Source organism: Burkholderia sp. IDO3, assembly GCF_003366075.1.
GTDB classification, from domain to species: domain Bacteria; phylum Pseudomonadota; class Gammaproteobacteria; order Burkholderiales; family Burkholderiaceae; genus Burkholderia; species Burkholderia anthina.
On record NZ_CP028964.1, the window covers coordinates 669,151 to 695,512 of the forward strand.

Sequence of the window (26,362 nt, forward strand, 5' to 3'; positions counted from 1 at the left end):
GGACTCGCTGCGCATCGTCCGTTCACGGCCCGCGCCGGCCGGCGGCCGGATTCGCGACTCTATGCGCGGCGCCGGCACCTGCCAACCAACGAATGCTTCGATCGATATGCGAGCGCGCAGCTCCGCTTCAGGCCACGCGCGCGTCGCGGCTGCTCCCCGGTATCGCGTCGAGCAGCGTCCGTGTGTACGGATGCCGGGGCGCGCGCCAGAGCTCGAGATGATCGCCGCTCTCGACGATTCGTCCGCGCTGCATCACGTGCACGCGATCCGCGATGTAGCGGACGACCGACAGGTCGTGCGAAATGAACAGGAACGCGAGACCGAGCTGCGCCTTCAGGTCGACCAGCAGGTTCAGGATCTGCGCCTGGATCGACACGTCGAGCGCCGACACCGGTTCGTCGCAGATCAGCAGCGACGGTTCGAGCACCAGCGCCCGCGCAATCGCGATCCGCTGCCGCTGCCCGCCCGAGAATTCGTGCGGAAACCGGCCGAGCGCGGTCGACGGCAGGCGCACGCGCTCCAGTATCGTCCGCACCCGCGAACGGCGCGCCGCGGCGTCCGTCACGCCGTTGACGGCAAGCGTCGTATCGAGAATCTGCTCGACCGTGCGGCGCGGATTGAGCGACGCATACGGATCCTGGAACACCATTTGAACCTGCCGCCGCAACGGGCGCAGCGCGCGCTCGTCGAGCGGCACGAGATCCGTGCCGTTCAGCCGGATCTCGCCTTGCGCAACCGGCGCGACGCGCAGGATCGCCCGCGACAGCGTCGATTTTCCGCAGCCCGACTCGCCGACGAGGCCGACCGATTCGCCGCGCGCGATGTCGAACGAGACGTCGTCCACCGCGCGCAGCGGCGCCCTGGACTGCCGCTGTGCATAGTCGACGCTCAGGTTGCGTACCGCCAGCAACGGCGGCGGATCGTTCGCGGCCGGCGTGCGCGTGGCCGAAACCGCAGGCACCGGCGACACGTGCGGCGTCGTGCGCGCCGCGCGCGGCACGACGGTGAAACCGCCCTCCGCATCGCTTGCGCCGTGGCGGATTTCCGGCAGCGTCCAGCCGCGATAGTGCAGATCGTCCGCGAGATTCAGCGACGCGCCGAGCAGCCCGCGCGTGTACGCATGGCGCGGCCGCGCGAACAACTCCGCCGCCGGCGCCTCTTCCACCTTGCGGCCGGCCAGCATCACCGCGACGCGGTCCGCGTGATCGGCGACGACGCCGAGATCGTGGGTAATCAGCAGCAACGACATCGACAGTTCGCGCCGCAGCGTATCCAGCAGCGCGAGGATGTGCGACTGGATCGTCACGTCGAGCGCGGTCGTCGGCTCGTCGGCGATCAGCAGGCGCGGGCGGCAGGCGACGGCGATCGCGATCATCACGCGCTGGCGCTGCCCGCCGGACAGCTCGTGCGGATAGTCGAACACGCGGCGCTGCGGCTCCGGCAACCGCACCAGGTCGAGCAGTTCGACGGCCCGCGCGTGCGCGGCGCGGCGCGACAGCGGCGCGTGCTGGCGCAACGTCTCGACGATCTGCGCGCCGATCGGCAGCACCGGATTGAGCGACGTCATCGGCTCCTGGAAGATCATCGAGATCTGCCGTCCGCGCAGGTCGCGCATCCGGGCGGGCTTCAGCGCGAGCAGGTCCTGCCCGTCGAACCGGATGCTGCCCGTCACCCGGCCCGGCTCGGGCACGAGGCGCATCAGCGACAGCGCGGTGGCGGATTTGCCGCAGCCGGATTCGCCGACGAGCGCGAGCGTCTCGCCGGCCGCGATGTCGAAGCTCACGCCCCGCACCGCGTCGTGCGCGCCGAATCCGACGCACAGGTCGCGCACTTCAAGCAGCGTGGCCATCGTCGCTCCTCAGTGGCGGTGCCGCAGGCGCGGGTTCAGCGCATCGTTGAGCCCGTCGCCGAGCAGATTGAGCGCGAGCACGGCGACGACGATCGCGGCGCCCGGGATCGCGGTCAGATACCACGCGGTGCGCAGCGAGTCGCGGCCGAAGCCGATCATCGCGCCCCAGCTCACCACGTTCGGGTCGCCCATGCCGAGGAACGACAGCGACGATTCGATCAGGATCGCGCTCGCGACCATCACCGACGCCGTGACGATCACGGGCGGCAGCGCATTCGGCAGGATCTCGCCGACGATGATGCGCGCGTCGCCGAAGCCTTGCGTGCGCGCGGCGATCACGAAGTCCGCGCGCCGCAGGGTCCGGAACTCGGCCCGCACGATCCGCGCGACGGTCGGCCACGACGCGATGCCGATCGCGAGCGCGATCACGACGACGTCCGGCCGGCCGATCGCGACGATCACGATCACGAGCAGGAACGACGGCACGGTCTGGAACAGCTCGGTCACGCGCACCAGGACGTTGTCCACGATCCCGCCGAAGTAGCCGCCGATCGCGCCGACCAGCGTCCCGATCGCCAGGCCGATCGCGGCCGACGCCGCGCCGATCAGCAGCGACACGCGCGTGCCGTGCGCGATGCCGGCCGCGACGTCGCGGCCCAGCGAGTCGGTGCCGAGCCAGTATTGCGGATCGGCGCCCGGCCATTCGAACGGCGTCGCGACCATGTCGAGCGGATCGCCCGGAAACAGCGTCGGCGCGGCGATCGCGAGCACGACGAACGCCGCCAGCAGCACGAGCCCCGCGCACGCCGACGGATTGCGCAGCAACAGCCGCCACGCGCCCGGCCGCGCCGGGCCGGCCACGGGCGCGCCTGCCCCACGGCGGCCGAACAGCGCGCCGGCAAGCTGGCGCCGCCACGGCGAACCGGGCGCCCCGGCGTGAGCGGCGGCGGAATCGAAATTCGACGAATCGGTACGCATTGCACTCCTCTGCGCGAGAACAACGACGGAAAATGCCTTACTCGACCCGCGGGTCGAGCCATGCCTGCAACAGGTCCACCAGCGCGTTCGCGACGATCACCAGCATCGACGACAGCAGCAGCACGCCGAGCAGCACGCTGAAATCGCGCGCGAGCACCGCATCGAGCGCGAGCCGGCCGAGCCCCGGCCAGCTGAAGACGGTTTCGGTGACGGCCGCGCCGCCGAGCAGCGTGCCGAAATGCATGCCGACGACGGTGGTCAGCGGCACGAGCGCATTGCGCAACACGTGGCCGACGGTGACGCGCCACGGATGCAGCCCCTTGGCGTGCGCCGTGCGCACGAAATCCTGCCGCTGCACTTCGAGCATCGCCGCGCGGGTGAGCCGCGCATAGATCGCGACGAAGAAGGTCGACAGCGTCAGCGCCGGCAGCAACACGTGCCGGCCGACGTCGGCCAGATACGCCACGCCGCCCGCATGCGCACCGATCGTCACGTTGCCGCCGCTCGGCAGCCAGCCGAGGCGCACCGAGAACAGCACGATCGCGAGCAGGCCGATCCAGAAGCCGGGCGTCGAATAGAACAGCAACGCGAACACGGACAGCACGCGGTCCGGCCATTTGCCGGCCCAGTGCGCCATCACGGCCCCCAGCGCGAGGCCGACGACGAGCGCGAACGACAGCGCGACGCCCATCAACAGCAGCGTGTTCGGCAGGCGCGACAGGATCAGCTGCATCACCGGCATGTCGTAGCGCGGCGAATAGCCGAGGCTGAAATGCGACAGATTCGCGAGGTACGCGGCGAGCTGGTGGAAGACGGGCTGATCCAGCCCGAACTTCGCGCGCAGCAGGGTCATCGTCTCGGCCGTCGCGGAGCCGGCCTCGCCGGCGATCACGTCGGCCGCGTCGCCCGGCATCAGCTTCAGCAGGAAGAAATTGACGATCACGATGCCGACCACGGTCGGCACGGCCTGCCACGCGGTGCGGCGCACGATCGTGTGCCAGCGTGCGCGTCGATTCATCGGAGGCGCTCCTCTTGCTCTTGGTCAGGCGCTCAGATACACGTCGGCGAGATTGCCTTCGAGCCCCTGCGCCGTCACCGTGTGGTCGTGCACGCGGCGATTCGCGAGCGTCACCATGCGCGGTGCGATCAGGTTCAGGATCGGCAGGTCGCGGCTGACCGCTTCCTGAAACTGCCGGTACAGCACGACGCGGCGGCGTTCGTCGATTTCGACGGAGGCCGCTTCGAGCAGACGGTCGACGTCCGGATTGCTGTAGTGCGGCGCATTCGAGAACGGCACGCCGGGCCGGATGTTCTTCGACCAGTACAGCCGCTGCACGCCGACGCTCGGATCGAACAGCGTGTTCACGCCGATGCTCGTGAAGTCGAACTGGCGATCGGTGTACACGCGCTTCAGGAACGACGGCAGATCCTGCGAGCGGACCGTCACGTCGATCCCGATGCGCGCCAGCGCGGATTTGACGTAGTCGGCCTGCCGGCGATACAGGTCGCCGTACGGCAGGTAGTCGTGGGTCAGCGCGAAGCGCGTGCCGCCCGGGCCGCGCGGGTAGCCCGCCGCGTCGAGCAGCTTCCCGGCCGCGGCGGGATCGAACGGAACCGGCGCGAGTTGCGCGTCGTGATACGGCGAGGCAGGCGTGATCGGCGTGGTGGACACGTCCGCGTAACCGTAGGCCACGGTATTCTGCACGACCTGCACGTTGATCGCATGCGCGATCGCCTGGCGCACGCGCCGGTCCTTCAGGATCGGGTGATCGAGATTGAAGTCGATTTCGGACTGCGGCGCGAGGAAGCGGTAGCCGCGCGTCTCGACGGCGAGGTGCGGCAACTGCGTCAGGCGCGCGAGGTCGGTCAGCGGAACGGGATTCTCGCCGCCGAGGTCGAGCGCGCCCGTCTCGAAAGCTGCGGAGCGTGCGGCGGGATCCGGGATCACCCGGTACACGAGCGCGTCGATGTACGGCTTGCCGGCGTCCCAGTAGTCCGGGTTGCGCTCGTAGACGATGCTCGCGCCGCGCGTCCATGACCGGAAGCGGAACGGGCCGGTGCCCACCGGCGCGTGATTGTGCGGATTGGACAGCGGGTCGCCCGACTCGTACAGGTGCTTCGCGACGATCGGCGACTCGCCGGCCGACAACGCGCGGATCAGGAACGGCGCCGGCTTCGACAACTCGACGACGACGGTGGCCGGATCGGGCGCCAGCACCTTCGTCACGTTCGCGAACGTGCTGCGCCCGCGCGGATGCACCTGCTTGAGCAGGCCGATCGAAAACGCGACGTCGGCCGACGTGAACGGCCGGCCGTCATGCCACTTGACGCCGCGCCGCAACGTGAAGCGGTATTGCAGCCCATCCGGGCTGACCTGCCACGCGGTCGCGAGCTGCGGTTTCGGCTGCAGGTCGAAGTCGTACGCGAGCAGGCCGTCGTGCACCTTCGAGCTGGCGGCGAGCGTCGGCCCGGTCGTCTGGAACAGCGACACCAGCACCGGCGGTTCGGGATTGATCAGCACGTTCAGCGTGCCGCCGCGCGCCCGCGCGCCGCCGGGGGCCTGCGTCGCGGCGACCGACGGCAGCGCCGGGCCCGCGAGTGCGGCGCCGGATGCAATGAGAAACTCGCGACGGGTCAGACGTGCCATTCGATAACGTTCCGGTTGCCGGGATCATGTGAAGCCTGGCACGTCGAACACGGCAGGCGGACGAAAAATCCTAGCAACCGGATCCCGACGGACGAACCAATCGTTGCAGCTATCGTTATGACGCCCGGGCGCGGCGACAGGCTCGCTCCGCCGCGGACGCACCGCTTCCGGCGCCCGCGCGGCACCCTGCCCATGCGTGCTATCCATAGCAAAAATGCTTGGTTCGGCGGCCGCCGCGAACGACGCACCATGTGGCCACCCTTCACTCGCCCCTACCGCTATCGCCCATGGCACGTCATGATCGCCGCCGCTTCGTCGCGCTGACCGGCACGCTAATCGCCGCCGCTCCGTTTTCGTTCACCGTGCCCCATGCACGGGCGGCCGGCGCGCCGCCCCGTCGCGGTGGCGTGCTCACGCTCCTTGTCGAGCCGGAACCGCCGACGCTGCTTTCGATCGCGAACACGGCGGGCTCGACGCTGAAGACCAGCGCCAAGACGAACGAAGGGCTGCTCGCATACGGCTTCGATCTGCAGCCGAAGCCGCAGCTCGCGACCGCGTGGCAGGTCAGCCCGGATGGGCTGCAATACCGCTTCACGCTGCGCCGCGGCGTCAAGTGGCATGACGGCCGGCCGTTCACGTCGGCCGACGTCGCGTTCTCGATCGGCTTGCTGAAGGGCGCGCATCCGCGCGGCCGCGGCACGTTCGCGAACGTCGCCGAATTGCGCACGCCGGACGACTGGACCGTCGTGGTCGTGCTGTCGAAGCCGTCGCCGTATCTGTTGCGCGCGTTCGACGCCGCCGAATCGCCGATCGTGCCGAAGCATCTGTACAAGGACGCGACCGCGCAGAACGTCGCGTCGCACCCGAACAACCAGGCGCCGGTCGGCACCGGCCCGTTCCGCTTCAAGGAGTGGGTGCGCGGCTCGCACGTCGTGTACGAACGCAATCCGGACTACTGGGATGCGGGCAAGCCGTACATCGACACGCTGATCGTCAAGTTCATCCCCGATTCCGCCGCCCGCGCGGTCGCATTCGAGTCGGGCGCGGTCGATCTCGGCGGCGAGAGCCCGGTGCCGCTGTCGGAACTCGCGCGGTTGCGCGCGAACCCGACGCTCGAGCTGGAAACGCGCGGCTACGAATACTCGATCACGCAGACGCGGATCGAGTTCAACCTCGACCATCCGGTGCTCGGCAAGCCGCCGGTGCGTCAGGCGATCGCGCATGCGCTCGATCGCAAGGTGATCCGCAACACGATCTGGTACGGCTACGCGGTCGACTCGCCGACGCCGATCGCGCCCGGCTCGCCGTTCCACGACCCGCGCCCGTCGCCGTATCCGTTCGATCCGCGGCGCGCGGAAGCGCTGCTCGACGCGGCGGGCTACCCGCGCGGCACCAACGGCAAGCGCTTCGCGCTCACGCACGATTTCCTGCCGTACGGCGACGGATTCCGGCGCGTCGCCGATTACGTGAAATCCGCGCTGGCGCGCGTCGGGATCGACGTGACGATCCGCGCGCAGGATTTTCCGACTTATATCCGCCGCGTATATACGGATCGCGCGTTCGATTTCACGAACAATTCGATGGGCAATTTCTTCGATCCGACCGCGGGCGTGCAGCGGCTGTACTGGTCGAAGAATTTCAAGCGTGGCGTGCCGTTCTCGAACGGCGCGCACTATGCGAACCCGGAAGTCGACCGGCTGCTGGAGGCCGCCGCCGTCGAGCCGGATGCCGCAAAGCGGGTCGAGCTGTTCCAGCGCTTCCAGCGCATCGTCGAAGACGAGTTGCCGGATATCAACCTCGTCGCGCTCAGGCAGGTGACGATCGCGAATCGCCGCGTGCGCGACCACACGACGACGGCCACCGGGTTGAACGGCACGCTCGCGGACGTCTGGCTCACCGCATGAGCCGCGCGCCCGGCTCGCTCAATTGAAAATCAGAATTCGTTCTTTGGCGATTCGATGCTTCGCATGCTTAACTTTTCAGGCGCGCAAGCGCAGCACTTCGCGTTGCGCGCGGCATCGTCGCGGCAGCGCCGCTTTCGCCGTTCGAACGATCGCGCATGCCGCGCGACGCACCGCACAGGACACCCATCGTGAGCGACACCCCACTGGCCGAGCGCAGCGTCGCGCCGGCCGCCCCGTCTTCCTTCGTCGACGTCCGTTCGCCGGCCGCCTACCCTGACAGCCCCGTGTCGCGCGCGTTCGCGCAGCCGCTGATGCTCGGGCTGTTCCTGCCGATCCAGGCCGGCGGCTGGAGCGCGTCGACGCTGCCGCGCGGCACCGACTGGTCGTTCGACTACAACGCCGCACTCGTCGAGAAGGCCGAGGTGCTCGGCTTCGACCTCGTGTTCGCGCTGTCGCAGTGGCTGCCGAAGGGCGGATACGGCGGCGTGTTCGACGGGCAGGCGCTCGACTCGTTCATGACGCTCGCCGCGCTGACCGCGCGCACCGAGCGCATCATTCTCGCCGCCACGAGCCACGTGCTGTACGGGCCGTGGCATCCGCTGCACTTCGCGAAGTTCACGGCGACGCTCGACCATATTTCGCGCGGACGCTGGGGGATCAACGTCGTGACCGGCCATCGTGCGATCGAGCACGAAATGTTCGGATGGCACCGCATCGAGCACGACCGGCGCTACGATCTCGCCGCCGAATTCCTCGACGCGGTGCAGCAGCTGTGGGCCCAGCCGGAGAACTTCAGCTTCGAGCCGGCGCTGTCGAACTGGCGCCTGAACCGTGCGTTCGTCACGCCGAAGCCGCGCTACGGCCGCCCGTTGCTGATCAATGCGACCGGCTCCGACGCCGGCATCGCGTTCGCCGCGCGCTATTCGGACGTCGTGTTCATCACAAGCCCGGCCGGGCCGGACATCGATCGCGCGCTGGCCGCGCTGCCCGCTCACGCCGCGCGCGTGAAGGCCGCGGCGGCGGCCCACGGGCGGACGATTCGTACGCTGATCAATCCGCTCGTGATCTGCCGCGAAACGCCGGCCGAAGCGCGCGCATACCGCGACGCGATCGTCGCGCATGCGGACGAAGGCAGCTTCCATCGCTTCGACAGCGACGCGCACGCGTGGCGCGGCGGCTTCGAGGAACGCGCCCAGGCCGCCGCCCGTGCGATCGGCGGCAACATCTCGATCACCGGGTCGCCCGAGGAAGTCGCGGACTACATCGTGCGCCTGCATCGCGCCGGCATCGACGGCGTGCAGTTGAGCTTCTACGACTTCAAGCCCGATCTCGATTTCTTCGGCGAGCGCGTGCTGCCGCTGCTGCGCGAAGCCGGATTGCGGCACTGACGCCGCCACCGCGCACGACACGATACCCGACCGATGACGCAACGCCGGTAGCCGCGTTGCGTTGCCCTGCCCCGACGCCGCGCGGCATCGCCGTGCGGAAAGGCCGCCACGGCCCGGCGACGTGCATCGCCAGGCACGGGCGCGTGACACGCGGCCGGCGTGGCCGCCGGGATCAGAACACCCGCCCTTCCGTCAGGTGGGTGGTCACGCCGTTCAGCTCGTAGTCGCCGACGACCCGCGCCTTGTGCAGCAGCGGGTTGTGGCTGAAGATCGTCCGCAGGTTGCGCCAGTGGCGATCGAGGTTGTGCACGCGCCCGGTTGCCGATGCGCCGCCGACCTCGAACAGCCGCTCCGCCGCATGCAGCGCGAGTTTGCTGACGACGAGCTGGGTGCGCGCGGTGGCCAGCGCGCCATCGAGCACGAGCGCCTCGGCATCCGGCGCGCCGGCGAGAATCGCGTCCGCCGAACGGTCCAGCACGCGCGCGTTCTCGCGCACCAGCGCGTCGATCGCATGGCTATGCGCGGACAGATCGCCGACCACCTGCTGAATCAGCAGATCCTCGCGCGCGGACGGCGCCGGGCTGTGCAGCGCCGGACGCGCATGCTGCAGCACGTAGTGGCGCGCATCGGCCACGACGTTGCGGACGATCCCCGCACCGACCGCGACGAGATGGAGCTGACGCAGCGCACCGGTGTGACGGCCGATGAGCGTCGTGCCGTCGCGGTGCGCGACTTCGTCGGCGAACACCTGCACGTCGTCGAGCAGCAGGCTGCCGCTCGCCGTCATCCGCTGGCCCATCCCGTCCCAGTCGTCGGCGATCTGCAGCCCGTCGCGCCCGACCGGGATGATCGCGGCAACGGATGCGCCCGTCTCGTCCACCACGTTGATGCGCGCGTAATCCGCGAACGCCGTGCCGGTCGAGTAGTACTTGCGGCCGCTCACGCGGTAGTGCTCGCCGTCCTTGCGCAGCACCGTCGTGTTCTCGCCCGGACGCGACGTGCCGCGCTCGGTCGATGCGCCGCCGAAGATCGCGCCGGCCCGCGCGCGCTCGAGCTGCACGTCGTGGAACGGCGAGCGTGGCGACAGGCGGAGCGTTTCGGTCTGGTCGTAATGGATGCGCAGCGCGTGCGCGAGATTGGAATCCGCGGCGGCGAGCGTGGCGATCACGTCGAACAGGTCGACGAGCGTGCCGCCGAGGCCGCCGTGTTCGACCGGGAGGCGCAGCACGCCGAGCGCGGAGCGTCGAAACAGCTGGAAGCCTTCGAACGGCAGTTCGCGCCGCGCCTCGCGCTGCGCGGCATCCACGCCGATCGCGGCGGCAAGCTCGGGCAATGCGGCGAGCGCGCCGCTCAGGCGGTCGCGCGCATCGAAGACGTGAGGGGCATTCATTCGGGTGTCCTTTGCGAAGGTCGGTTCGCGGCGCGATGGCGCCGCGCATCGCCGGGAAGCGATGGCGGGCACGCGCGCGATGCAGGGAGATCGCTGCCGGCGGTGCGACCGATACGACCGGCGCGGCCGCGCGGGCAATGCGAAACGTATAAGAACGCACGCCCGGCGCGCGAAACGCCGATTTCAGCTTTTGTCATGCGTTCGCCGGGATAGCCGCGCCGTCAGCGCTGCGCGCCGCCGGTGCGCGGCACGCGGCCGAAGAACGGGTGGCCCGGATCGTTGAAGCCCGGCGTCGACGGATGCCCGGTCGGCACGAGCGCGTCGACGAAGGCCTCGTCGTCGGCGTCGAGCCGGTAATCGAGCGCCGGCAGATAGTCGTCCCATTGCGCCTCGGTGCGCGGCCCGGCGATCGTCGACGTGATGTAGCGGCTGTTCAGTACCCACGCGAGCGCGAACTGGCTGGCCGGCACGCCGCGCGCGTGCGCATGCGCCTGCACGCGCCTCGCGAGCTGGATCGTCTCCGGCCGCCATTCCGTTTCGAGCAGACGCCGGTCGTTGCGGCCGGCGCGCGTATCGTCCGACGGCGCCGCGCCCGGTTCGTATTTGCCGGTCAGCACGCCGCGCGCGAGCGGGCTGTATGAAATCACGCCCAGCCCGTAGCGATGCGCGGCGGTCAGTTGCTCGGCTTCGGCCTGCCGGTTCGCGATGTTGTAGAGCGGCTGGCTCGCGGCGGGGCCGTCGATGCCGAGCGCCTGCGCGATGTGACTGAACTCCGCGATCCGCCATGCGCGATGGTTCGACAGCCCGTAATAGCGCAGCTTGCCGGCGCGGATCAGGTCGCCCAGCGCGCGCACGGTCTCTTCGACCGGCGTGTCGTGATCCTCGCGATGCAGATACAGCACGTCGATGTAATCGGTGTTCAGGCGCGCCAGGCTGGCTTCGACCGCCTGCACGACATGCTTGCGCGATGCGCCCCGGTCGTTCGGGCCCGCGCCCTGCGGGTTCGCGAACTTGGTCGCGAGCACCCAGCTGTCGCGCCGGGACGCGATCGCGCGGCCGACGATCCGCTCGGACTCGCCGTCCGCATAGACGTCGGCGGTATCGATCGAATTCACGCCCTGCTCGAATGCCTTGTCGATGATGCGACGCGCGTCGGCTTCCGACGTCGGGCCGCCGAACATCATCGTGCCGAGCGTGAGTGTGGAGATCTTGATGCCGTTGCGTCCAAGCTGCCGATATTCCATGTTCCTGTTCCGCGGGTAAGTGACGATCGGCGCGCCCGGCAGCCGCCGCGGGCGCGCAAAACCGTCAGCGTAACGCGCGGGTGGCCGTCCGCCTAACGATGAATCGGCATAAGGAATTCAGTGTTTCTGTCGGCCGTGCGGGCGGGTGCGCGTGATCGCGCCCGACGTCGGCATCGCGCCGCCCCTCTCGAAGCCGCGGCACTTGGCGTTGATATGCGGTTCGTACCCGGCACGACGGCACAAGCCGGCGATGAAGTCGCCGAATACGCTCGACGTCGAGTCGATGGCCCACGTTTCATGCTTCAGGTCGGCGATGCCGAGCGACGGCTTCCTGCTCAGCGGATGGTTGGCCGCGACGGCGACGTACGGCACCTCCTCGGTCAGTTCGACGACACCGCCGTTTTCCTGTTTGTCGCCCACGACGCCCGTCAGAACGAATGCCGCATCCCGATCCGGACATCCGCCTGCGTTTGCGTCGACGAAGGCGTGAAGCTGTAGCCGATGACCGCGTCGACACCCGACGACGCGCGAAGGTAATCGCCGGAGAGGTAAACATCGGTCCTCGCCGACAGCAAATAGTGCAGCCCGAGCGACGCCTGGTTCCAGTGATGGCCTTCGAAGCGCGTATGCTGCACGCCGCCGTAAAGGATCAGCGCCGGCGTGAAGTTGTACCCTGCTCCGCCCTGAAACTCCCGCATGTAGGAAGTCTTGCCGAACGCCTTGATCCCGGTATAGGTGAAGTCCCCGGACAACGTGAGCTTGTCGATCGTATACGCGGCGCCGACGCCGAGCGTCGCCTGGCGGTCGACCGGGAACGGCGTCGAGGCATACAGGTCGGTCGGCGTACCGCCGCCCGACGCGCGTGCCGCAACCGGCTGCCCGAGAAACGTATCTGTGCCGAGCATCGCATACGGATCGAACGCATAGCTCCCCGACGGATTGTTCAGCACCGTATACGCGGCGCCCGCGTTGAAGGCCCCGTGTGTATAGCGCCCACCGACGCTCCATCCGCTTCCCTGATGGAAATTCCCGGCCACGTTGCCGAACGCATACATGCCGCCGAAGGTCAGCCCGTGAATGTCCGGCGACAAGTATTTGACCGCGTTCGTCAGGTGATCGCCCTCCATCCTCGCGAAATCCCCCATGCCGATCGCGTAGCCGCTCCCCCACGACGGGATATCGTATAGATAGACGAACTCGTTGGTCATGTCGGCCTGGTTGCCGAACGTCAGCGTTCCCTGCTCGCTTTTCAGCCCGACGAACGCGAGCCGTCCGAATCCGTCTCCGCCGTAGAAGCGCCCCGAGCCCAGACTGAAGCCGGATTCCAGCGTGAATACCGCATGCAGGCCGTTGCCCAGATCTTCGTCGCCCTTGAAGCCAAGCCGATTGAAGTACGAGATGCCGTCGTCGAACTTCACCTGCTTTGCGCCGCCGGCATTGCTGACCCACGTGACGCCCGCGTCCACGATCCCGTACAGCGTGACGCTGCCCTGCGCTGCCGCATCGCGTGTCGAAAGCCCGACGGCGGCCACACACGCCAGCCCGCCCGACATCAATATTGAAAATCGCCGACATGCATTATTCATATGGATACCTAAGTTAATGGACCGATATCGTTCCCGGAATCGTCGACCCGGTCAGCCCTCGTTCAGAAATCGTCCGAGCCGCGTATAAATCTCGGGCCGCGCATGCCGCAGCCATGCGGCGAAAACCACGCCCACGCCGGCGATCGCCGGTGTCGTCCACGGCAGTATGGACACGATCGTCGACGACGTACCGGCCATCAGCGACACGTTGCCGATCATCGCGTACAGGAAGTAGCCGAACCCGGCAAAGCTGACCGCCGGAAAGACGGCCCACCGGATGAACGGCGTGTCGCGCTCGCGTCGGGCCGCGAAGAACCGGATCACGGCAAGCGCCGTCAGCGCCTGCACGCACACGATCCCGATGGCGGACGGAATGCTGAGATACGGCGCGATCACCATCACCGGATCGACACGGTAGGCGGCGAACACCACGATCAGGGCGATCATGATCACGGACTGCGTGTTCGCGGCCCGGATCGGCAGCCCTTTCCTCGCGCTCAGCTGCCCGAGCGACTTGAACGCGATGCCGTCGCGGCCGAGCGAATACCAGTAACGCACCGTCGCGTTGTTGAAGCTGATGATCGCCGCCAGCATGCTGGTAATCAGCAATGCATTGGTCACCACCACCATCTGCTTGCCGAGCACCCGCTCCGTCACGGCGAACCACAGATCCGCGGGCGACTTGACCGCGAGGGCGACGACCTCGGCATAGCCGAATGCGTTGGACATCTGCACCGTCGACACCACGTAGATCGCCATGATGACCGCGACGCTCACATAGGTCGCGATCGGAACCGAGCGGCCCGGGTTCCGGACATCGTTCGCGTAGATCACCGTCGTCTCGAAGCCCATGTAGGCCACCACCACGAACACCAGCGACGTGCCGAACTTCCCGGTGAAGACGTTCGCCGGATGAAGCGGCGCGAGGCTGAAGTGCTCGACGCCGCCGCCGGTGGCCGCCACCTTGATGTTGAACGCGACGATCAGCCCGATCTCGACGATCATCAGCAGGAACAGCACGGCGCCGTTGAACTGCACGTTGTTGATCGCGAACACGTGGACCACGGCCGCCGCGCACAGCGTGCTGAGCCACCACGGCACCGCGATGCCGGTCAGGCTGCTGATGAAGTAGCTGATGTAGAAGCCGAGCAGCGCATAGCACGCGAGCGTGATCACGAAATAGGACGCCACGGCCATGAACGCGGCGCCCACGCCCGCGGGCCGGCCGAGACCTTGCCCGACGTACGCGTACAGCGCGCCGGCATTGCGGACGTGACGGCTCATCGCGGTGAAGCCGACCGAGAAAAGCAGGTAGATCAGTCCGACGCACAGATAGGAACCGGCGATGCCGATGCCGTTGCCGTACGCGACGCCATACGGCACGCATCCGATGAGGCTGGTGAGCGGCCCGTTCGTGGCGAGCACGAAAAATACGATGGCGATCCAGTTCAAAGGCCGTGAAGTCGCCGATGCCGGGGTTGTCGCTGAAGTCTCCATGTGGGTTCCTTGTCGATGAAGGTGAAATGCATCACGAGCTCGCGTGCTCGGCGCGCCATGCGCGCCGGCGCGCGGCATCGGGGTCGTCCTCGATGCGGCAGATCCGGTCGAAGATTCGTGTCGAACGCGACGCCGGCGTGTAGCGCGGCCACGCCATGGCGGCGCGAGCGGACGGATCGCCAAATCGGGCGAAATCGGCCCACGCGCGCCGCATGCGGGCAGCCAGCGCGAATCGTTCGTCGCCCGCGTCGGCCGCATAGCGTGCGTGCGGGAAATCGGCGGGATCCCAGGCCGGCAGCGCGTAATCGAGCGTGCCGAACACGAACGGAATCTCGGCGCCGTGAATCGAGTAACGGCCGCCGCAACACGCGAATTCCCAGTCGAAGCGATACATGAACGTGTCCGCATGGCGGCCGTTGCGTTCCGCCAGCGTCACGGCGGGAATCCAGAACAGGATGTCGGTCAGGTCGCGGCCGATCGTGCCGGGTGCGTCCGCATGCGTGCTCTCGGCGGCGGCGGCGGCTTGCGCCGCATCGTCGGGACCGAGGCTGAACGGGCCGAGGCCGCGCTCCAGCGCGCGACGGTGATCGCGCCAGTCGAGCGGGCCGTGTTCGAGCAGCCGCGGCTCCAGAAAATACGCCGCCTCGTGCCGCGTCGTACCGATCATCATCGGCACCGCCGTGTGCCGCCCGCCCGACGCATCGATGACGACGCCATCGTCGACCGGCCAGAACGCCGTATAGCCGTATCGTTCGATCAGTTGCCGCGCGGCCGCGAGCATCCGCTCGTCCGGGAGATCGACGAGCGCGCGCGCGTCGGCGCCGAGCAGCGCCAGAAACGCATCGGCCCGCTCGCGCGCCTGCTGCCGCGACAGCGTGGCGACGAACGCGCCGCTCTGGATCACGGCCTTGTGGAACAGCCCGCGGGCCGACGGCATCATCGTCAGCGCGCAGATCTTGCCGCCGCCGCCCGACTCGCCGAACAGCGTCACGTTGTCCGGGTCGCCGCCGAACGCCGCGATATTCGCCGCGATCCATTCGAGGGCGAGCACGATGTCCTGTTGTCCGAGATTGGCCGTACTCGATGCGCCGTCGTCCCTGTCGTCGAGATACAGGTAGCCGAACGCATTGAGGCGATGGTTGATCGACACGACGACCACCTGCTGTTCGTCGGACAACATCCGGCCGTCGTACAGCGGCAGGTTCGCGGAGCCCGACAGATAGGCGCCGCCATGCAGCCACACCAGCACCGGCAAACGATCGCCCGGCGTCGCATCGGCGGGCATCCACACGTTCAGGTTGAGACAGTCCGCCGAGTGTGCGCCGTCGAACTGCCAGGCCGGCAAGTCATCGTTGACCTGCGGACAGGCATCGCCATAGGCGCGGCAATCGCGCATGCCGTCCCACGCCGGCGCCGCAATCGGCGGCCTGAATCGCAACATGCCGTTCGTCGGCAATCCGTAAGGTATGCCAAGGAATCGCATGCTCTCGCCAATGCGTCTGCCCTGGACCCTCCCTCCCGCAAGCGTCAACACTTCGTCAACGCGCGCGGGGCACGCGTCTACATCCTGAAAGCTGGTTTGCATACTCGTCGTTCCGGCCATGCAGTGGATCACGGCAATTCGCATCGTGCGAATTCGAACTGAACCGTCCAGCCGGTACAGTAGCGAAACCAAAAAAAATCGCAAACGGAATTTGTATAATGCACCGTCCAGCCGGTATGGACGATTTCGGTAGTCGATCCCACAGGAACCCAATGAAAGAGAACATCGATAGCGACATTGGCGAAACCAAGAGAAAAATATTCGAAGCTTCTCGAAAAATCCTCCAGGACAAGGGCATCCTGGGACTTACCCTAGCCGAAGCGGCGGCGGTTGCCGGCGTCAGCAAAGGCGGGCTGCTCTACCATTTCGCGAACAAGTCTGAGCTTCTGGCCGGCCTGTTGCACTTCGAAGCGTCGACGTTCGAGCAGGCCGTCACGGATGCCGCGCTTGCCGACGGACAGCCCGGTGCATGGACGCGTGCGTACATCATCGCCAGTTCCGAGCAGGCGCTGGAGGGGAAAAGCCTGTCGGCCGTGATCGGAAGCCTGTTGCTCGAGCCGAGCCTGCTGCCCGTCTATGCGAGCCATGCTGCCCGCTGGGCGGAATTGCTGGGCCGCGACCAACTGCCGGAGCGGACCGCGCACATCATCCGCTTCGCCGTGGAAGGCCTGTGGTTCGATGAGGTGTGCGGATTGCGTCCGCTCAATCCCGGGCAACGAGCGGCATTCATCGACGAACTGCTCGAGATGACGCGCCCGGCCTGAAGCGGCCGCGGCGCTCAATGGCGGAAGAAATGCGGCGCTAGAGAATCTCGTACCGACGCACCGGTGGCCCGGTACGTCGAACGACCTGCGCATGCGGATGATCGGCGACACGTCGGCCGCGTCGCCCTCTGACGAAACGAGCGTTTCGATACCGCCGTGCGCGTCGTTGCTACTTCGCCGCTCGCTTGCGCGTCGGCGTTTTCGGCGCACTCGCCGGTTCCGGTTCCAGCTTCTCCGGCACGCTGCCCGCGCCCGCATGTTTGAACCAAGGAGAACCGAGCGTGGCCGCGCTCATGTCCGACGCGGCTTCGAGCAGCAACGGCGCGAGTTCCTTGAGCCGGGATTCCGGCAGGCGGCTCGTAGGGCCGGCCAGACTCACGATACCGACCACTTCGCCCGTGACCGGGTTGCGCACCGCCGCGGCAAGCGACGTCATGCCGATCTCGTAAGTCTCGATCGCCACGCCGTAGCCGCGCGCGCGCGCGCCGTTCAGGTCCTTCAGGAACTGCTGGATCGTCTTCGGCGCGCGCGGCACGTTCTGCGCCTTCGCGCTGAGCCCGCCCTGCTTCGACACCAGCTCGATCGCGCGCTCGTCGGGCAGCGTCGCGAGCCAAGCCTGGCCGCTCGCGGTGCAATGCAGCGGCGGCTGGCTGCCCATGTCCGGGTCGTAACGCAGGCCGGATTTCGCACCCTGCGCCTTGCCGACGAACGTGATGTGATCGTCCTCGACCACACCGAGCCGCGCCAGTTCGCCGGACGACTCGGCCAGGCGATCGAGCACCGGCTGGGAAATGTCGAACACCCCGCTCGTCGACAGGTAGATCAGCGCGAGCGACACCAGCTTCAGCGCCAGCATGTACTCGCCGTGCTCTTCGTCCTGACGCACGAACCCTTCGTCGATCAGCATCGACAGCAGACGATGCGTGCCGCTGCGGGGAATGTTCAGCGTATCGGCAATGGTGGCCAACTGCATGCGGCCGCCGTTCTTTGCCAGCAATTCCAGCACTGCGAGCGCACGCTCGAGATTTCCTGCCATGGCGCCTTCTCGTCCGTATGGTGAATGTCAAATAAGAACACAATTCCATACTGGAATTCAAGCGAATTTGCGCGGCGCCGCGACCGCGGCCGCAACGCCGCGCCCGCCGTCAATGGCCGACCGCCCCGCTCACGGCCACGAACGTGCCGCGATGGCGCGCGCCCTTGAGCAGCACCGCCGCGCCGCCCACGGCCGCCGGCACCGCAAGCGCCGCGAAGACCTGGCCGAAGCTCCAGTTCGCATGGAGCATGGCCGCGCCCAGCATCGCACCCGCAATGCCGCCGAAGCGGCCGACGCCGAGCATCCAGCTGGTCCCGGTGGCCCGCATTTCGGTCGGATAGGAGCCGGCCGCCAGCGCGCAGAAGCCCGTATTCGACCCGTTCATGCAGTAGCCGATGCCGAACGCCAGCACGCAGATCACCGTGAACGGATGGGCCGACACGCCCATGTACCAGGCCAGCGCGCCGCCGGCGAGCACGGTCGCGCCGAGCGCGGCGTGCGGATTGAAGCGGTCCATCTGCCAGCCGATCAGCAGCGAGCCGACCGTGCCGCCCGCCTGGAACAGCGCGCCGACGATCGCGGCCTCGGCCAGCGAAAACCCGAGCCCGCGGATCAGCGTCGGCAGCCAGTTGCCGAGCAAATACACGGTCAGCAAGCCCGCGAAGTAGCAGATCCACAGCATCACCGTGCCGAACGCATGCTCGCGCGACAGAATCGCGCGGACGGGGCTGCGCGCCTCGCGCACCGGCTCGGCCGACACGAAGCGCGTGCGCGCGTCGGCAACGCCGCGCTGCACGCGGTTCAGCACGCCGATGAGCCGTACGCGGCGCTGCTCCGAGAGCGCGAGATAGCGCGCGGATTCCGGCAGCCATTTGACGAGGATGGGCACGTACGCGATCGGCAGCACGCCGCCGAGCAGCAGAACCGAATGCCAGCCCCACGTTTCGATCAGCCACGCGCTCACGAAGCCGCCGCCTGCCGCACCGAAGGTGAAGCCACAGAACACGGCCGTCACCATCAGCGCGCGCCGCCGCGGCGGCGCATATTCGGCCATCAGCGTGGCCGCGTTCGGCATCGACGCGCCCAGGCCGATGCCGGTCAGAAAGCGCAGCACCGTCAGCGACACCACGCCGGTCGCAAACGCCGACGCGATGCTCCACACGCCGAAGCACAGCACCGCGCTGACCATCACCGTCTTGCGGCCGAAGCGGTCGGACATCGGGCCGGCCGTGAGCGCGCCGAACGCGAGACCGAGCAGGCCGCCGCTCATCACCGGGCCCAGCGCGTCGCGCGGAATCGACCACGCGCTGGAAATCGACGGCGCGATGAAGCCGATCATCACCGTGTCGAGCCCGTCGAGCATCACGATCAGCATGCACAACAGCAGCACGAGCCACTGGAATGCGCCCACCGGCCGTGTATCGAGAAACTGTTGAACGTCGAGCGAGCGCGCGTCTTTCGATTCGCGATCCTGAATGGTCTGCTTCGGCTTGCGGGCCGTCTGCGAGGAAGTCATGCGGATGTCTCCGGAAATGTTGTTCTTGTCGTCGTGTCGAATGCCCGATCCGCGCGCCGGCACGATGCCCGGCGCCGATCGGGCCCGTTGGGCCGCGAAGGCGGCCGACGCGTGCTCAGGCCGGCACGGCCGCCGCGTCGATTACGGCAACGGTGGCTTCGCGCAGGCGGCGCGCCCGCTCGACGGCGGGCGTCGTCTTCGCCCACGCTTCGTTCGGCACCTCGACGCTCACCGGCAAGTGGGCGGGCAGCGCGCGCAGGAGGCCCGCGAGATCGAGCCCGCCTTCGCCCGGCACCATCCGCGCGCAGCGTGCCTGGAACAGCAGCGTGTCGACGTCGGTCGGCCGCTCGGCGGGCGCATCGCAGAACTGCACGTAGCCGAAGTACGCGTGCGGCAACGCCCGCAACGCGTCGAGCGACGAGCCGGCACGATCGAAGTGGATCGGGTCGACGATCAGCCCGGTGTTGCGCCGGCAGCATGCGTCGACGATGCGCGCCCCGGCGCCGATGTCCTTCACGTCGGTCCACGGCATCGGCTCCAGCGACGGCGACAGGCCGAGCGGCGCGGCCAGGTCGCACAGCCGGCCGAGCCGGTCGACGGTGCGCGCTTCGTCGGGATCGTTGCCGGCCACGAGGACGTAGCGCGCACCGAGTTCCGCCGCCGTTTCGAGCATCGGCAGGTAATGCGTCACGTCGGTCTCGGGTTTCAGCCGCACGATCTCGACGTCGAGCACGCGCATGCCCGTATCGCGCAGGACCGCGAGCGTTTCGCGCTTGAGCCGCGTATCGCCGACGATCTCGTGGCGCACCTCGGTGTCGGTGGCCGGCAGCAGTCGCAAGCCGACATAGTCGTAGCCCGCGTCGACGGCGCATTGCACCATCTGCGGCGGACTCAGTTCGAGCACGGTCAGCGCCGACAGCGACAGCGCGCGGGGTTGAGGCTGGGTCATATCGTCTCCTTGAGCGTCATGGCGCAACACACGGCAGGTTCAGCGCAACGGCGAGAACGGCGCGGGCACGCAGATCGTCGATTCCATGGTCGTGAGATGGGCCGGGCCGCCCTTCGGCGGCCAGATGCCGTCCTTGACCGCTTCGGCGCGAATGCGCGAACGCTCGTCCACGCTCGCATACGGCCAGATGTTCAGGAACCGCGGCGTGTCGCCGTCGAGCGCATACATCGCGCCGACCAGCGGCGAGCGCCGGGTGCGCGCCGGCACCGCCTGTTCCCACACGTCGATGGTGTGCTGCAGGCTGCCGAGCTTCGTACCGTACACGCGCATCTCGTAGATGCCGCCGTGCACGGCCGGCTCGATCGGCGGCAGGAACGGGAACAGCGCATAGCTGGCCGTCTTCACGTCGATGATGGATTCGCCGCAGCCGAACGGATTGCCTTCGAGCAGCATCCGCTTGCGCTCGGCGACGAGCGCGGCCTCCGATTCGTAGCCGCGCAGCACCAGCACCTGGCCGAGCGTGCCGATGTCCGAGTACCACGCGCCGAGCAGCTTGCCGCCCTGCGGATCGCCGCTGGCCTGAATCCCTTCGAAGACCTGCGCGTTCGCGCCGATCTTCACCGTGAGCGTCACCACGTCATACAGTGTCATTGCATTGTCCTCGAGGATGAATCGATGCCGGCACGCGCGGGTTCGGGCGCGGCGTCGGCGAGAGAAAGGCCGGCGAGATAACCGAACGTCATCGCCGGGCCGAGTGTGATGCCGCCGCTGGGATAGCAGCCACCCATCATGCTGGCCGCATCGTTGCCGACCGCGTAGAGGCCGGCGATCGCCCGGCCGGCGACGTCGAGCGCGCGCGCATCGCGGTCGGTGGCCAGGCCCGCGAACGTGCCAAGGCTGCCGGGCAACAGCTTCACCGCGTAGAACGGCCCCGCGTCGATCGGCGCGAGACACGGGTTCGGCTGCCGGTCGGCATCGCCCTGCACGCGGTTGTACGGCGTCGAGCCCTTGTGAAACGCCGGATCGCTGCCCTGCTTCGCATACTGGTTGTAGGCCGAGACCGTGTCCGCCAGCGCGGCCGCGTCGATGCCGCATTCGCGCGCGAGCGCATCGAGCGTCGCGCCGCGCTTCAGATAGCCCGAGCGCCGGTACGGGCCGGTCGGAAACGGAAACGGCTTGGAGAAGCCGAGCCCGTAGCGCCGCTGAAAGCGATGGTCGCAGACGAGCCACGCGCACACTTCTTCGCCGGCCGGCGTCGTGTCGAGCAGCGCGGAAATGAAGTCGTGATACGACGATGCCTCGTTCACGAAGCGCCTGCCCGCGCGCGTCACCGCGATCACGCCCGGCTTCGCGCGTTCGATCAGGTGCGGAAACGCGACGGCGTCGCCGCCCGGTTGCGGCACCAGCGAGACGGGCGCCCACGCGGCCGGCGCATCGAGCGACCGGTCGAAATGCGCGCCGATCGATTCGCCGAGCCGGATCCCGTCGCCGGTATTGCTGAGCGGCGCCGCCGACCAGTGTTCGCGGCCCGACGGCGTATAGGCGAACGTCTGCGCGCGCCGCGCCGGGTCGTGCGGGAAACCGCCGCAAGCCAGCACGACGCCGCGCGCCGCGCGCACCTCGTGCACGATGCCGTCGATCGCCACGCGCGCGCCGGTCACGCGCGCGTCGTCGCGCAGCAGGCCGATCGCCTTCGCATGCGTGCGCAGGTCGACGCCGCGATCGGCGGCCGACTTCAACAAGCGCGCGACGAGCGCATTGCCGTTGACGAGATGCATCGAGCGCCCGTAACGCAGCGTGTGCCACGCGAACGCGGCCAGCCGGCGGCCGACATGCAGCGCCGACTTCAGCGAGCGCGTCGCGCGATAGAAATGCGCGAGATCCTGGCCGGACGCGAGCGCCATCCCCTTGAGCGTCGTCACCGACAGCGGCGCGCGCAACCGGTCGATCAGCGGGCCCAGTTCGCGGCCGTCGAACGGCATCGCGCAGACCGAGCGCCCGCCCGTGCCGGCGCCCGGCGTGGTGTGGAAATCGGGAATGCGGTTGCCGTCGACGAAGCGCACCGCCGTGTGCCGCTCGAAGAATTCGATCATCTCCGGGCCGCGTTCGAGCAGCGCGTCGGCCTTCGCCGCATCGAACTGCGCGCCCAGCTCGTTCTTCAGATAGGTGCGCGGCACGTCGATGTCCTCGCGAATGCCGACCCGCGTCGCGAGCGGATTGCGCGGAATCCACAGCCATCCGCCCGACCACGCGGTCGTGCCGCCAAACACCGCCTCCTTCTCGGCGACGATCACGCGCAGCCCCTGCGCCGCCGCCGTGACCGCCGCCGCGAGGCCGCCCGCGCCGGAGCCCAGTACCAGCACGTCGCAATCGAGTATCGGTTCACGCTTCATGTTCAGTCTTGCCCGTTCAGTGTCTCCAACGCCGGATGCGACCTGATCGCGACGCATATGGAATGTTCTTTCGAAGTGGAATACTATTCCACTAAATTGAGTTTAGCAAAGACTTTGTGACGACAGGGAGGCAATGCAATGCGAGTACTGGTAACGGGCGGCAGCGGTTTTCTCGGCGCATGGATCATCAGGAGGCTGCTGGCGCGCGGCATGGAATGCGTGAGTTTCGACATGCGCACGAACCCGCGCCTCGTCGAGGCGCTCGCGCCCGAACGGGCCGCGGCCGTGCAGTGGCGCACCGGCGACATCGCCGATGCGGCCGCCACGGCGCGCGCATTCGACGGCTGCGACGCGGCGATCCATCTCGCGGGCATCCTCACGACGGACTGCGCGGCCGATCCCGTGCGCGGCGCGCAGGTCAACCTGATCGGCACGCTGAACGTATTCGAGGCCGCCCGCGCGGCCGGGCTGCGACGCGTGCTCTATGCGAGCAGCGCCGGCGTGTTCGGCCCCGACGACGGCGCCGTGCCGCTGCCGCAAACCCACTACGGCGCGTTCAAGCTGGCGTGCGAAGGATCGGCGCGCGCGTACTGGCACGACCACGGGATCGCGAGCGTGGGCTTTCGTCCGCTGGTGGTCTACGGCGCCGGGCGCGAGACCGGCTCGAGCGCGGGGCCGAGCCTGGCGTGCCGGGCGGCCGCGCGCGGCGAGCGCTACACGATTCCGTTTACCGGCACGACGGGCCTCGTGTTCGCCGACGACGTCGCCGCCGCCTACGAGGCCGCGCTGCTGGCCGACATCGGCGGCGCGCACGCCTTCACGCTGGCGGGCGAGATCACCCCGGTGAACACGCTGATCGAGCGGATCGCGGCCATCGTGCCGGGCGCACACCTCGATGCAGGCGGGCCGCCGCTGCCGATCGCGACGGCCTTCCCCGACGACCCCGCGCTCGCGCGCCTGCTGCCCGGCCTGCCGCGCACTGCACTCGACGACGGCCTGCGGCAGACGGTGGCGTTCTACGGGCGCCAGCGCTAGGCCGGCGCCCGTCCGCGCGGCTACGCCGCGACGTCCGCGGGCGCCACGCCCGTGCGCGTCGCGGCCGCGCGATGCACGGCGAGCGTCGCGGCGAGCGTGCGCGCGGCGTCGTCGGCCGGACACAGCGGCGCCTCGTCGCCCGCGATCACCGCCGCGAAGTGGCGCAACTGCTCGCGATACGGATCGGCGCCATGCGGCGTGCAGCGCTCGACCGTCAACGGATCGTGCCAGCCCTTCCCGCTGCGGTATTCCCACAGATCGAGTTGCGGCAGCGTGAGCGAGGCATCCGTGCCGATCAGGAAATGCGTGTTCACCTGCTGGCGCGGATAGTGCGCGGCCTCGCCCGCCGCGAGATCCCAGTTCCACGGCGAGGCCGCGCAGTCGGACACGGCCAGCGTGCCGAGCGCGCCGCTGTCGAAACGCAGCAGCACGGCGGCCGTGTCTTCGACGTCGAAGCCGCGCACGCGATTGGACGCCTGGGCCTGCACCTCGACGATCTCGCCGAACAGGAACCGCATGATGTCGATGTCGTGAATCAGGTTGATCAACACGGGGCCACCGCCCGCGCGACGGCGCCATTCGACGTCGAAATACGCGTTGGGCTTGTAGAACGTCGCGAGCGCATTGGCCGCGACCGGCTTGCCGAGCCGCCCCGACTGCACGATCTCGCGCGCGCGCCGCAGGATCGGATTGTGGCGGCGATGGTGGCCGACCAGCAGCGGCACGCCGGCCTCGCGTGCGGCGCGCCCCAGTTCGGCCGCCGCTGCGACGCTGTCCGATACCGGCTTTTCGATCAGCGCCGGCACCCCGCGCGCGATGCATGCCAGGCCGACCTCCACGTGTGTCGCATTCGGCGTCGCGACGATCGCGCCGTCCGGGCGCACCGCGTCGAGCATCGTCGCGTAATCGGCGAACCCGCGCAGCCCCTCGGCACGCGCGAACTGCTCGGCCGCCGGCGATGGATCGGCGATCGCCACCACGTCCACCTGCGCATGCGTGCGTGCGCGCTCCACGTGCATCCGCCCGATTGCGCCCGCACCGATCACTGCCAGCCGTCTTCTTGCCATCTTTTCATCTCCGTTGCTCGGGGCGTCCGCATCGCGTCGAGCCGTTCGCATTCCGGACCGACCGGGTGAATACCCCGATTTATTGAAATCATCTTTGATTGTTGAATGCTATTCCACTTCTAACTAGAATTCACGAAAAATTTCGACACGCGCCGCGCGGCCCGCCCACGGACCGCGCGGAATCGACCCTTGAGCAGGAAACAGGAGGCCAGACACATGACTGATCAGCACGCGCAGAACGACACCCTTTCCAGCCACCCGGCGGACGCGCCCGACAACCCGGCGTTGTCGCGCCGCGCGTGGCTCGTCACCGCGGGCAAGGCGCTCGCGGGCGGTGCGGCGGCGCTCGCCGCGCCGGCGATCGTGCGCGCGCAGGGCGAGCAACCGCTGAAGCTGGGCCTGCTGATGGCCAAGCAGGGCGTATGGACCGAACAGGGCGAAGTGATCGCGAACGGCGTCAAGCTCGCGCTCGACGACGCGGGCAACCAGGCGCGCGGCCGGCGTGTCGATCTCGTCTGGTACGACGAACCGAATCCGCAGTCGGCGCAGCAGAACATGCAGAAGCTCGTCGAGCAGGACAAGGCGATCGCGGTGATCGGCGGCACGAACAGCGGCACGTCGCTGGCGATGTCGTCGGTCGCGTGGCGCACCAAGACGCCCTACATCGCGCCGAACGCCGCCGCGCGCGAGCTGACCGGCAGCAGTTGCAACCCGTACACGTTCCGCGTGCTGAGCCCGACACCCGTCGCGTGCCGCGCGCTCGCGCCGTCGCTGCTCGCGATCGGCAAGAAATGGCACTTCCTCGTCGCGAACTATGCGTACGGGCAGGACATCCAGCGGGCGATGTCGGACCTGCTGAAGCAGTCGGGCGGCTCGATCACCGGCGCCGACGTCACGCCGCTCAACACCACCGATTTCAGCTCGTTCATCCTGAAGATCCGCCAGTCGAAACCCGACGTCGTGCTGCTCGGGCTGCCGGGCGGCGACCTGTCGACGTTCCTGAAGCAATACGCGGAAATGGGTATGAAAGGCCGGATCCCGGTGGCGTGCCCGATCATCGGCGACTCGGATCTGTGGTCGATCAACGCCGATGCGGCGACCGGCTATTACGGCAAGCCGTGGCATTTCAGCTCGCCGGGCCATTCGCCGGAAGAAGTCGCGTTCGTCAAAAAGTACACGGCGAAGTACGGCAAGCCGCCGGCCGACAAGGCCTGGATCGGCTGGTTCACGGCACGTGCGCTGCTGCAGGCGATCAACCACGCGAAGAGCACGTCCGGCGCGGACATCGTGCAGAGCCTGGAAACCATCCGGATGACCGACGGCAGCGGCCCCGCGTACTTCCGCCCGTGGGACCACCAGCTGTTGCGGCGCTGGAGCGTGTTCAAGGTGAAGGACCGGATCACCGACAAATGGGACTGGCTCGACCCAATCTCCGTCGTGCCGCAGAACCCCGCCGACCTCGACCGCCTGTTCGGCACGCGCGAGGAGATCGGCTGCAGGATGGCCGCGCGCTGAGCCCGCGCGCCGCCGCCGCGGCGGCGCACGAATCGACACGGCCCCAAGCGTATCCCGCGCG

21 protein-coding genes are annotated in these 26,362 nt (G+C 68.3%); 5 read left to right on the forward strand and 16 right to left on the reverse strand.

Translation table 11 applies throughout. The features are described 5' to 3' along the window. Nucleotides 1-127: 127 nt before the first annotated feature. Genes DCN14_RS34720 through DCN14_RS34735 form a run of 4 tightly spaced genes read right to left on the reverse strand, consistent with a single transcriptional unit; the run spans nucleotide 128 to nucleotide 5,474 of the window. Complete coding sequence (locus DCN14_RS34720; RefSeq protein ID WP_096504484.1) at nucleotides 128-1,849, reverse strand: ABC transporter ATP-binding protein; 1,722 nt, start codon at nucleotides 1,847-1,849, stop codon at nucleotides 128-130. A gap of 9 nt (nucleotides 1,850-1,858) precedes the next feature. Beyond that, the gene (locus tag DCN14_RS34725; protein ID WP_096504486.1) at nucleotides 1,859-2,827 is read right to left on the reverse strand and encodes an ABC transporter permease; all 969 of its coding nucleotides are present in this window, start codon (nucleotides 2,825-2,827) and stop codon (nucleotides 1,859-1,861) included. 37 nt (nucleotides 2,828-2,864) lie between these two features. Then, complete coding sequence (locus tag DCN14_RS34730; RefSeq protein WP_096504488.1) at nucleotides 2,865-3,845, reverse strand: ABC transporter permease; 981 nt, start codon at nucleotides 3,843-3,845, stop codon at nucleotides 2,865-2,867. A 24-nt stretch (nucleotides 3,846-3,869) separates the two neighbouring features. After that, a complete protein-coding gene (locus tag DCN14_RS34735; protein WP_096504490.1) occupies nucleotides 3,870-5,474 on the reverse strand; it encodes an ABC transporter substrate-binding protein in 1,605 nt (534 codons plus the stop codon). 287 nt (nucleotides 5,475-5,761) lie between these two features. Between DCN14_RS34735 and DCN14_RS34740 the strand changes: the two genes are divergently transcribed. Then, entirely contained in the window at nucleotides 5,762-7,378 is a 1,617-nt protein-coding gene (locus DCN14_RS34740; RefSeq protein ID WP_096504492.1) for an ABC transporter substrate-binding protein, read from the forward strand. A 203-nt stretch (nucleotides 7,379-7,581) separates the two neighbouring features. Further along, nucleotides 7,582-8,766, forward strand: a complete 1,185-nt coding sequence (locus tag DCN14_RS34745; RefSeq protein ID WP_240327509.1) for an LLM class flavin-dependent oxidoreductase — start codon at nucleotides 7,582-7,584, stop codon at nucleotides 8,764-8,766. A 172-nt stretch (nucleotides 8,767-8,938) separates the two neighbouring features. On the opposite strand, the gene DCN14_RS34750 is transcribed toward DCN14_RS34745, so the two are convergent. The 6 genes from DCN14_RS34750 to DCN14_RS34775 all read right to left on the reverse strand — a co-directional run bounded on the left by DCN14_RS34750 (nucleotide 8,939) and on the right by DCN14_RS34775 (nucleotide 16,068). Then, a complete protein-coding gene (locus tag DCN14_RS34750) occupies nucleotides 8,939-10,156 on the reverse strand; it encodes an acyl-CoA dehydrogenase family protein (protein WP_096504496.1) in 1,218 nt (405 codons plus the stop codon). Nucleotides 10,157-10,377: 221 nt separating this feature from the next. After that, nucleotides 10,378-11,400, reverse strand: a complete 1,023-nt coding sequence (locus DCN14_RS34755) for an aldo/keto reductase (RefSeq protein ID WP_096504498.1) — start codon at nucleotides 11,398-11,400, stop codon at nucleotides 10,378-10,380. Between the two features lie 117 nt (nucleotides 11,401-11,517). Further along, on the reverse strand, nucleotides 11,518-11,820 hold the full coding sequence (locus tag DCN14_RS34760; protein ID WP_240327458.1) for a LysR substrate-binding domain-containing protein: 303 nt from the start codon (nucleotides 11,818-11,820) through the stop codon (nucleotides 11,518-11,520). Between the two features lie 8 nt (nucleotides 11,821-11,828). Further along, a complete protein-coding gene (locus tag DCN14_RS34765; RefSeq protein WP_162826281.1) occupies nucleotides 11,829-12,953 on the reverse strand; it encodes a porin in 1,125 nt (374 codons plus the stop codon). 84 nt (nucleotides 12,954-13,037) lie between these two features. After that, a complete protein-coding gene (locus tag DCN14_RS34770) occupies nucleotides 13,038-14,438 on the reverse strand; it encodes an APC family permease (protein ID WP_240327460.1) in 1,401 nt (466 codons plus the stop codon). Between the two features lie 76 nt (nucleotides 14,439-14,514). Beyond that, nucleotides 14,515-16,068 carry a carboxylesterase family protein gene (locus DCN14_RS34775; RefSeq protein WP_096504504.1) on the reverse strand — a complete coding sequence of 518 codons (1,554 nt, stop codon included), beginning with the start codon at nucleotides 16,066-16,068 and terminating at the stop codon, nucleotides 14,515-14,517. 170 nt (nucleotides 16,069-16,238) lie between these two features. Here DCN14_RS34775 and DCN14_RS34780 point away from each other — a divergent pair, with 170 nt between their 5' ends. Further along, a complete protein-coding gene (locus DCN14_RS34780; RefSeq protein WP_096504506.1) occupies nucleotides 16,239-16,790 on the forward strand; it encodes a TetR/AcrR family transcriptional regulator in 552 nt (183 codons plus the stop codon). Nucleotides 16,791-16,959: 169 nt separating this feature from the next. Here the strand turns inward: DCN14_RS34780 and DCN14_RS34785 are convergent, their stop codons facing one another. From DCN14_RS34785 to DCN14_RS34805, 5 genes are all read right to left on the reverse strand, one after another. Further along, nucleotides 16,960-17,826: an IclR family transcriptional regulator gene (locus DCN14_RS34785; protein WP_096504508.1), complete on the reverse strand. Its 867-nt coding sequence runs from the start codon at nucleotides 17,824-17,826 to the stop codon at nucleotides 16,960-16,962. Nucleotides 17,827-17,935: 109 nt separating this feature from the next. Next, entirely contained in the window at nucleotides 17,936-19,342 is a 1,407-nt protein-coding gene (locus DCN14_RS34790) for an MFS transporter (protein ID WP_096504510.1), read from the reverse strand. A gap of 115 nt (nucleotides 19,343-19,457) precedes the next feature. Next, complete coding sequence (locus DCN14_RS34795; protein WP_096504512.1) at nucleotides 19,458-20,291, reverse strand: sugar phosphate isomerase/epimerase; 834 nt, start codon at nucleotides 20,289-20,291, stop codon at nucleotides 19,458-19,460. A 39-nt stretch (nucleotides 20,292-20,330) separates the two neighbouring features. Beyond that, complete coding sequence (locus DCN14_RS34800; protein WP_096504514.1) at nucleotides 20,331-20,942, reverse strand: NIPSNAP family protein; 612 nt, start codon at nucleotides 20,940-20,942, stop codon at nucleotides 20,331-20,333. Continuing rightward, nucleotides 20,939-22,684 carry an FAD-dependent oxidoreductase gene (locus DCN14_RS34805; protein WP_096504516.1) on the reverse strand — a complete coding sequence of 582 codons (1,746 nt, stop codon included), beginning with the start codon at nucleotides 22,682-22,684 and terminating at the stop codon, nucleotides 20,939-20,941. Before DCN14_RS34805 ends, DCN14_RS34800 begins: the two co-directional genes overlap by 4 nt. A gap of 138 nt (nucleotides 22,685-22,822) precedes the next feature. On the opposite strand from DCN14_RS34805, the gene DCN14_RS34810 reads away from it, so the two are divergent. Next, complete coding sequence (locus tag DCN14_RS34810) at nucleotides 22,823-23,719, forward strand: NAD(P)-dependent oxidoreductase (RefSeq protein WP_096504518.1); 897 nt, start codon at nucleotides 22,823-22,825, stop codon at nucleotides 23,717-23,719. A gap of 20 nt (nucleotides 23,720-23,739) precedes the next feature. On the opposite strand, the gene DCN14_RS34815 is transcribed toward DCN14_RS34810, so the two are convergent. Beyond that, nucleotides 23,740-24,786 carry a Gfo/Idh/MocA family oxidoreductase gene (locus tag DCN14_RS34815; protein ID WP_096504520.1) on the reverse strand — a complete coding sequence of 349 codons (1,047 nt, stop codon included), beginning with the start codon at nucleotides 24,784-24,786 and terminating at the stop codon, nucleotides 23,740-23,742. A gap of 216 nt (nucleotides 24,787-25,002) precedes the next feature. On the opposite strand from DCN14_RS34815, the gene DCN14_RS34825 reads away from it, so the two are divergent. Beyond that, the gene (locus tag DCN14_RS34825; RefSeq protein WP_096504522.1) at nucleotides 25,003-26,301 is read left to right on the forward strand and encodes an ABC transporter substrate-binding protein; all 1,299 of its coding nucleotides are present in this window, start codon (nucleotides 25,003-25,005) and stop codon (nucleotides 26,299-26,301) included. Nucleotides 26,302-26,362 lie beyond the last annotated feature (61 nt).

Excerpts from the sequence above, each read along its gene's own strand:
- DCN14_RS34725 (WP_096504486.1), bottom strand. The coding sequence starts at position 2,827 with ATGCGTACCGATTCGTCGAATTTCGATTCCGCCGCCGCTCACGCCGGG.
- DCN14_RS34735 (WP_096504490.1), bottom strand. The coding sequence starts at position 5,474 with ATGGCACGTCTGACCCGTCGCGAGTTTCTCATTGCATCCGGCGCCGCA.
- DCN14_RS34780 (WP_096504506.1), top strand. The coding sequence starts at position 16,239 with ATGAAAGAGAACATCGATAGCGACATTGGCGAAACCAAGAGAAAAATA.
- DCN14_RS34825 (WP_096504522.1), top strand. The coding sequence starts at position 25,003 with ATGACTGATCAGCACGCGCAGAACGACACCCTTTCCAGCCACCCGGCG.
- DCN14_RS34765 (WP_162826281.1), bottom strand. The coding sequence starts at position 12,953 with ATGTCGGGCGGGCTGGCGTGTGTGGCCGCCGTCGGGCTTTCGACACGC.
- DCN14_RS34795 (WP_096504512.1), bottom strand. The coding sequence starts at position 20,291 with ATGACCCAGCCTCAACCCCGCGCGCTGTCGCTGTCGGCGCTGACCGTG.
- DCN14_RS34810 (WP_096504518.1), top strand. The coding sequence starts at position 22,823 with ATGCGAGTACTGGTAACGGGCGGCAGCGGTTTTCTCGGCGCATGGATC.
- DCN14_RS34800 (WP_096504514.1), bottom strand. The coding sequence starts at position 20,942 with ATGACACTGTATGACGTGGTGACGCTCACGGTGAAGATCGGCGCGAAC.
- DCN14_RS34720 (WP_096504484.1), bottom strand. The coding sequence starts at position 1,849 with ATGGCCACGCTGCTTGAAGTGCGCGACCTGTGCGTCGGATTCGGCGCG.
- DCN14_RS34740 (WP_096504492.1), top strand. The coding sequence starts at position 5,762 with ATGGCACGTCATGATCGCCGCCGCTTCGTCGCGCTGACCGGCACGCTA.
- DCN14_RS34815 (WP_096504520.1), bottom strand. The coding sequence starts at position 24,786 with ATGGCAAGAAGACGGCTGGCAGTGATCGGTGCGGGCGCAATCGGGCGG.
- DCN14_RS34785 (WP_096504508.1), bottom strand. The coding sequence starts at position 17,826 with ATGGCAGGAAATCTCGAGCGTGCGCTCGCAGTGCTGGAATTGCTGGCA.
- DCN14_RS34755 (WP_096504498.1), bottom strand. The coding sequence starts at position 11,400 with ATGGAATATCGGCAGCTTGGACGCAACGGCATCAAGATCTCCACACTC.
- DCN14_RS34790 (WP_096504510.1), bottom strand. The coding sequence starts at position 19,342 with ATGACTTCCTCGCAGACGGCCCGCAAGCCGAAGCAGACCATTCAGGAT.
- DCN14_RS34775 (WP_096504504.1), bottom strand. The coding sequence starts at position 16,068 with ATGCAAACCAGCTTTCAGGATGTAGACGCGTGCCCCGCGCGCGTTGAC.
- DCN14_RS34730 (WP_096504488.1), bottom strand. The coding sequence starts at position 3,845 with ATGAATCGACGCGCACGCTGGCACACGATCGTGCGCCGCACCGCGTGG.
- DCN14_RS34805 (WP_096504516.1), bottom strand. The coding sequence starts at position 22,684 with ATGAAGCGTGAACCGATACTCGATTGCGACGTGCTGGTACTGGGCTCC.
- DCN14_RS34750 (WP_096504496.1), bottom strand. The coding sequence starts at position 10,156 with ATGAATGCCCCTCACGTCTTCGATGCGCGCGACCGCCTGAGCGGCGCG.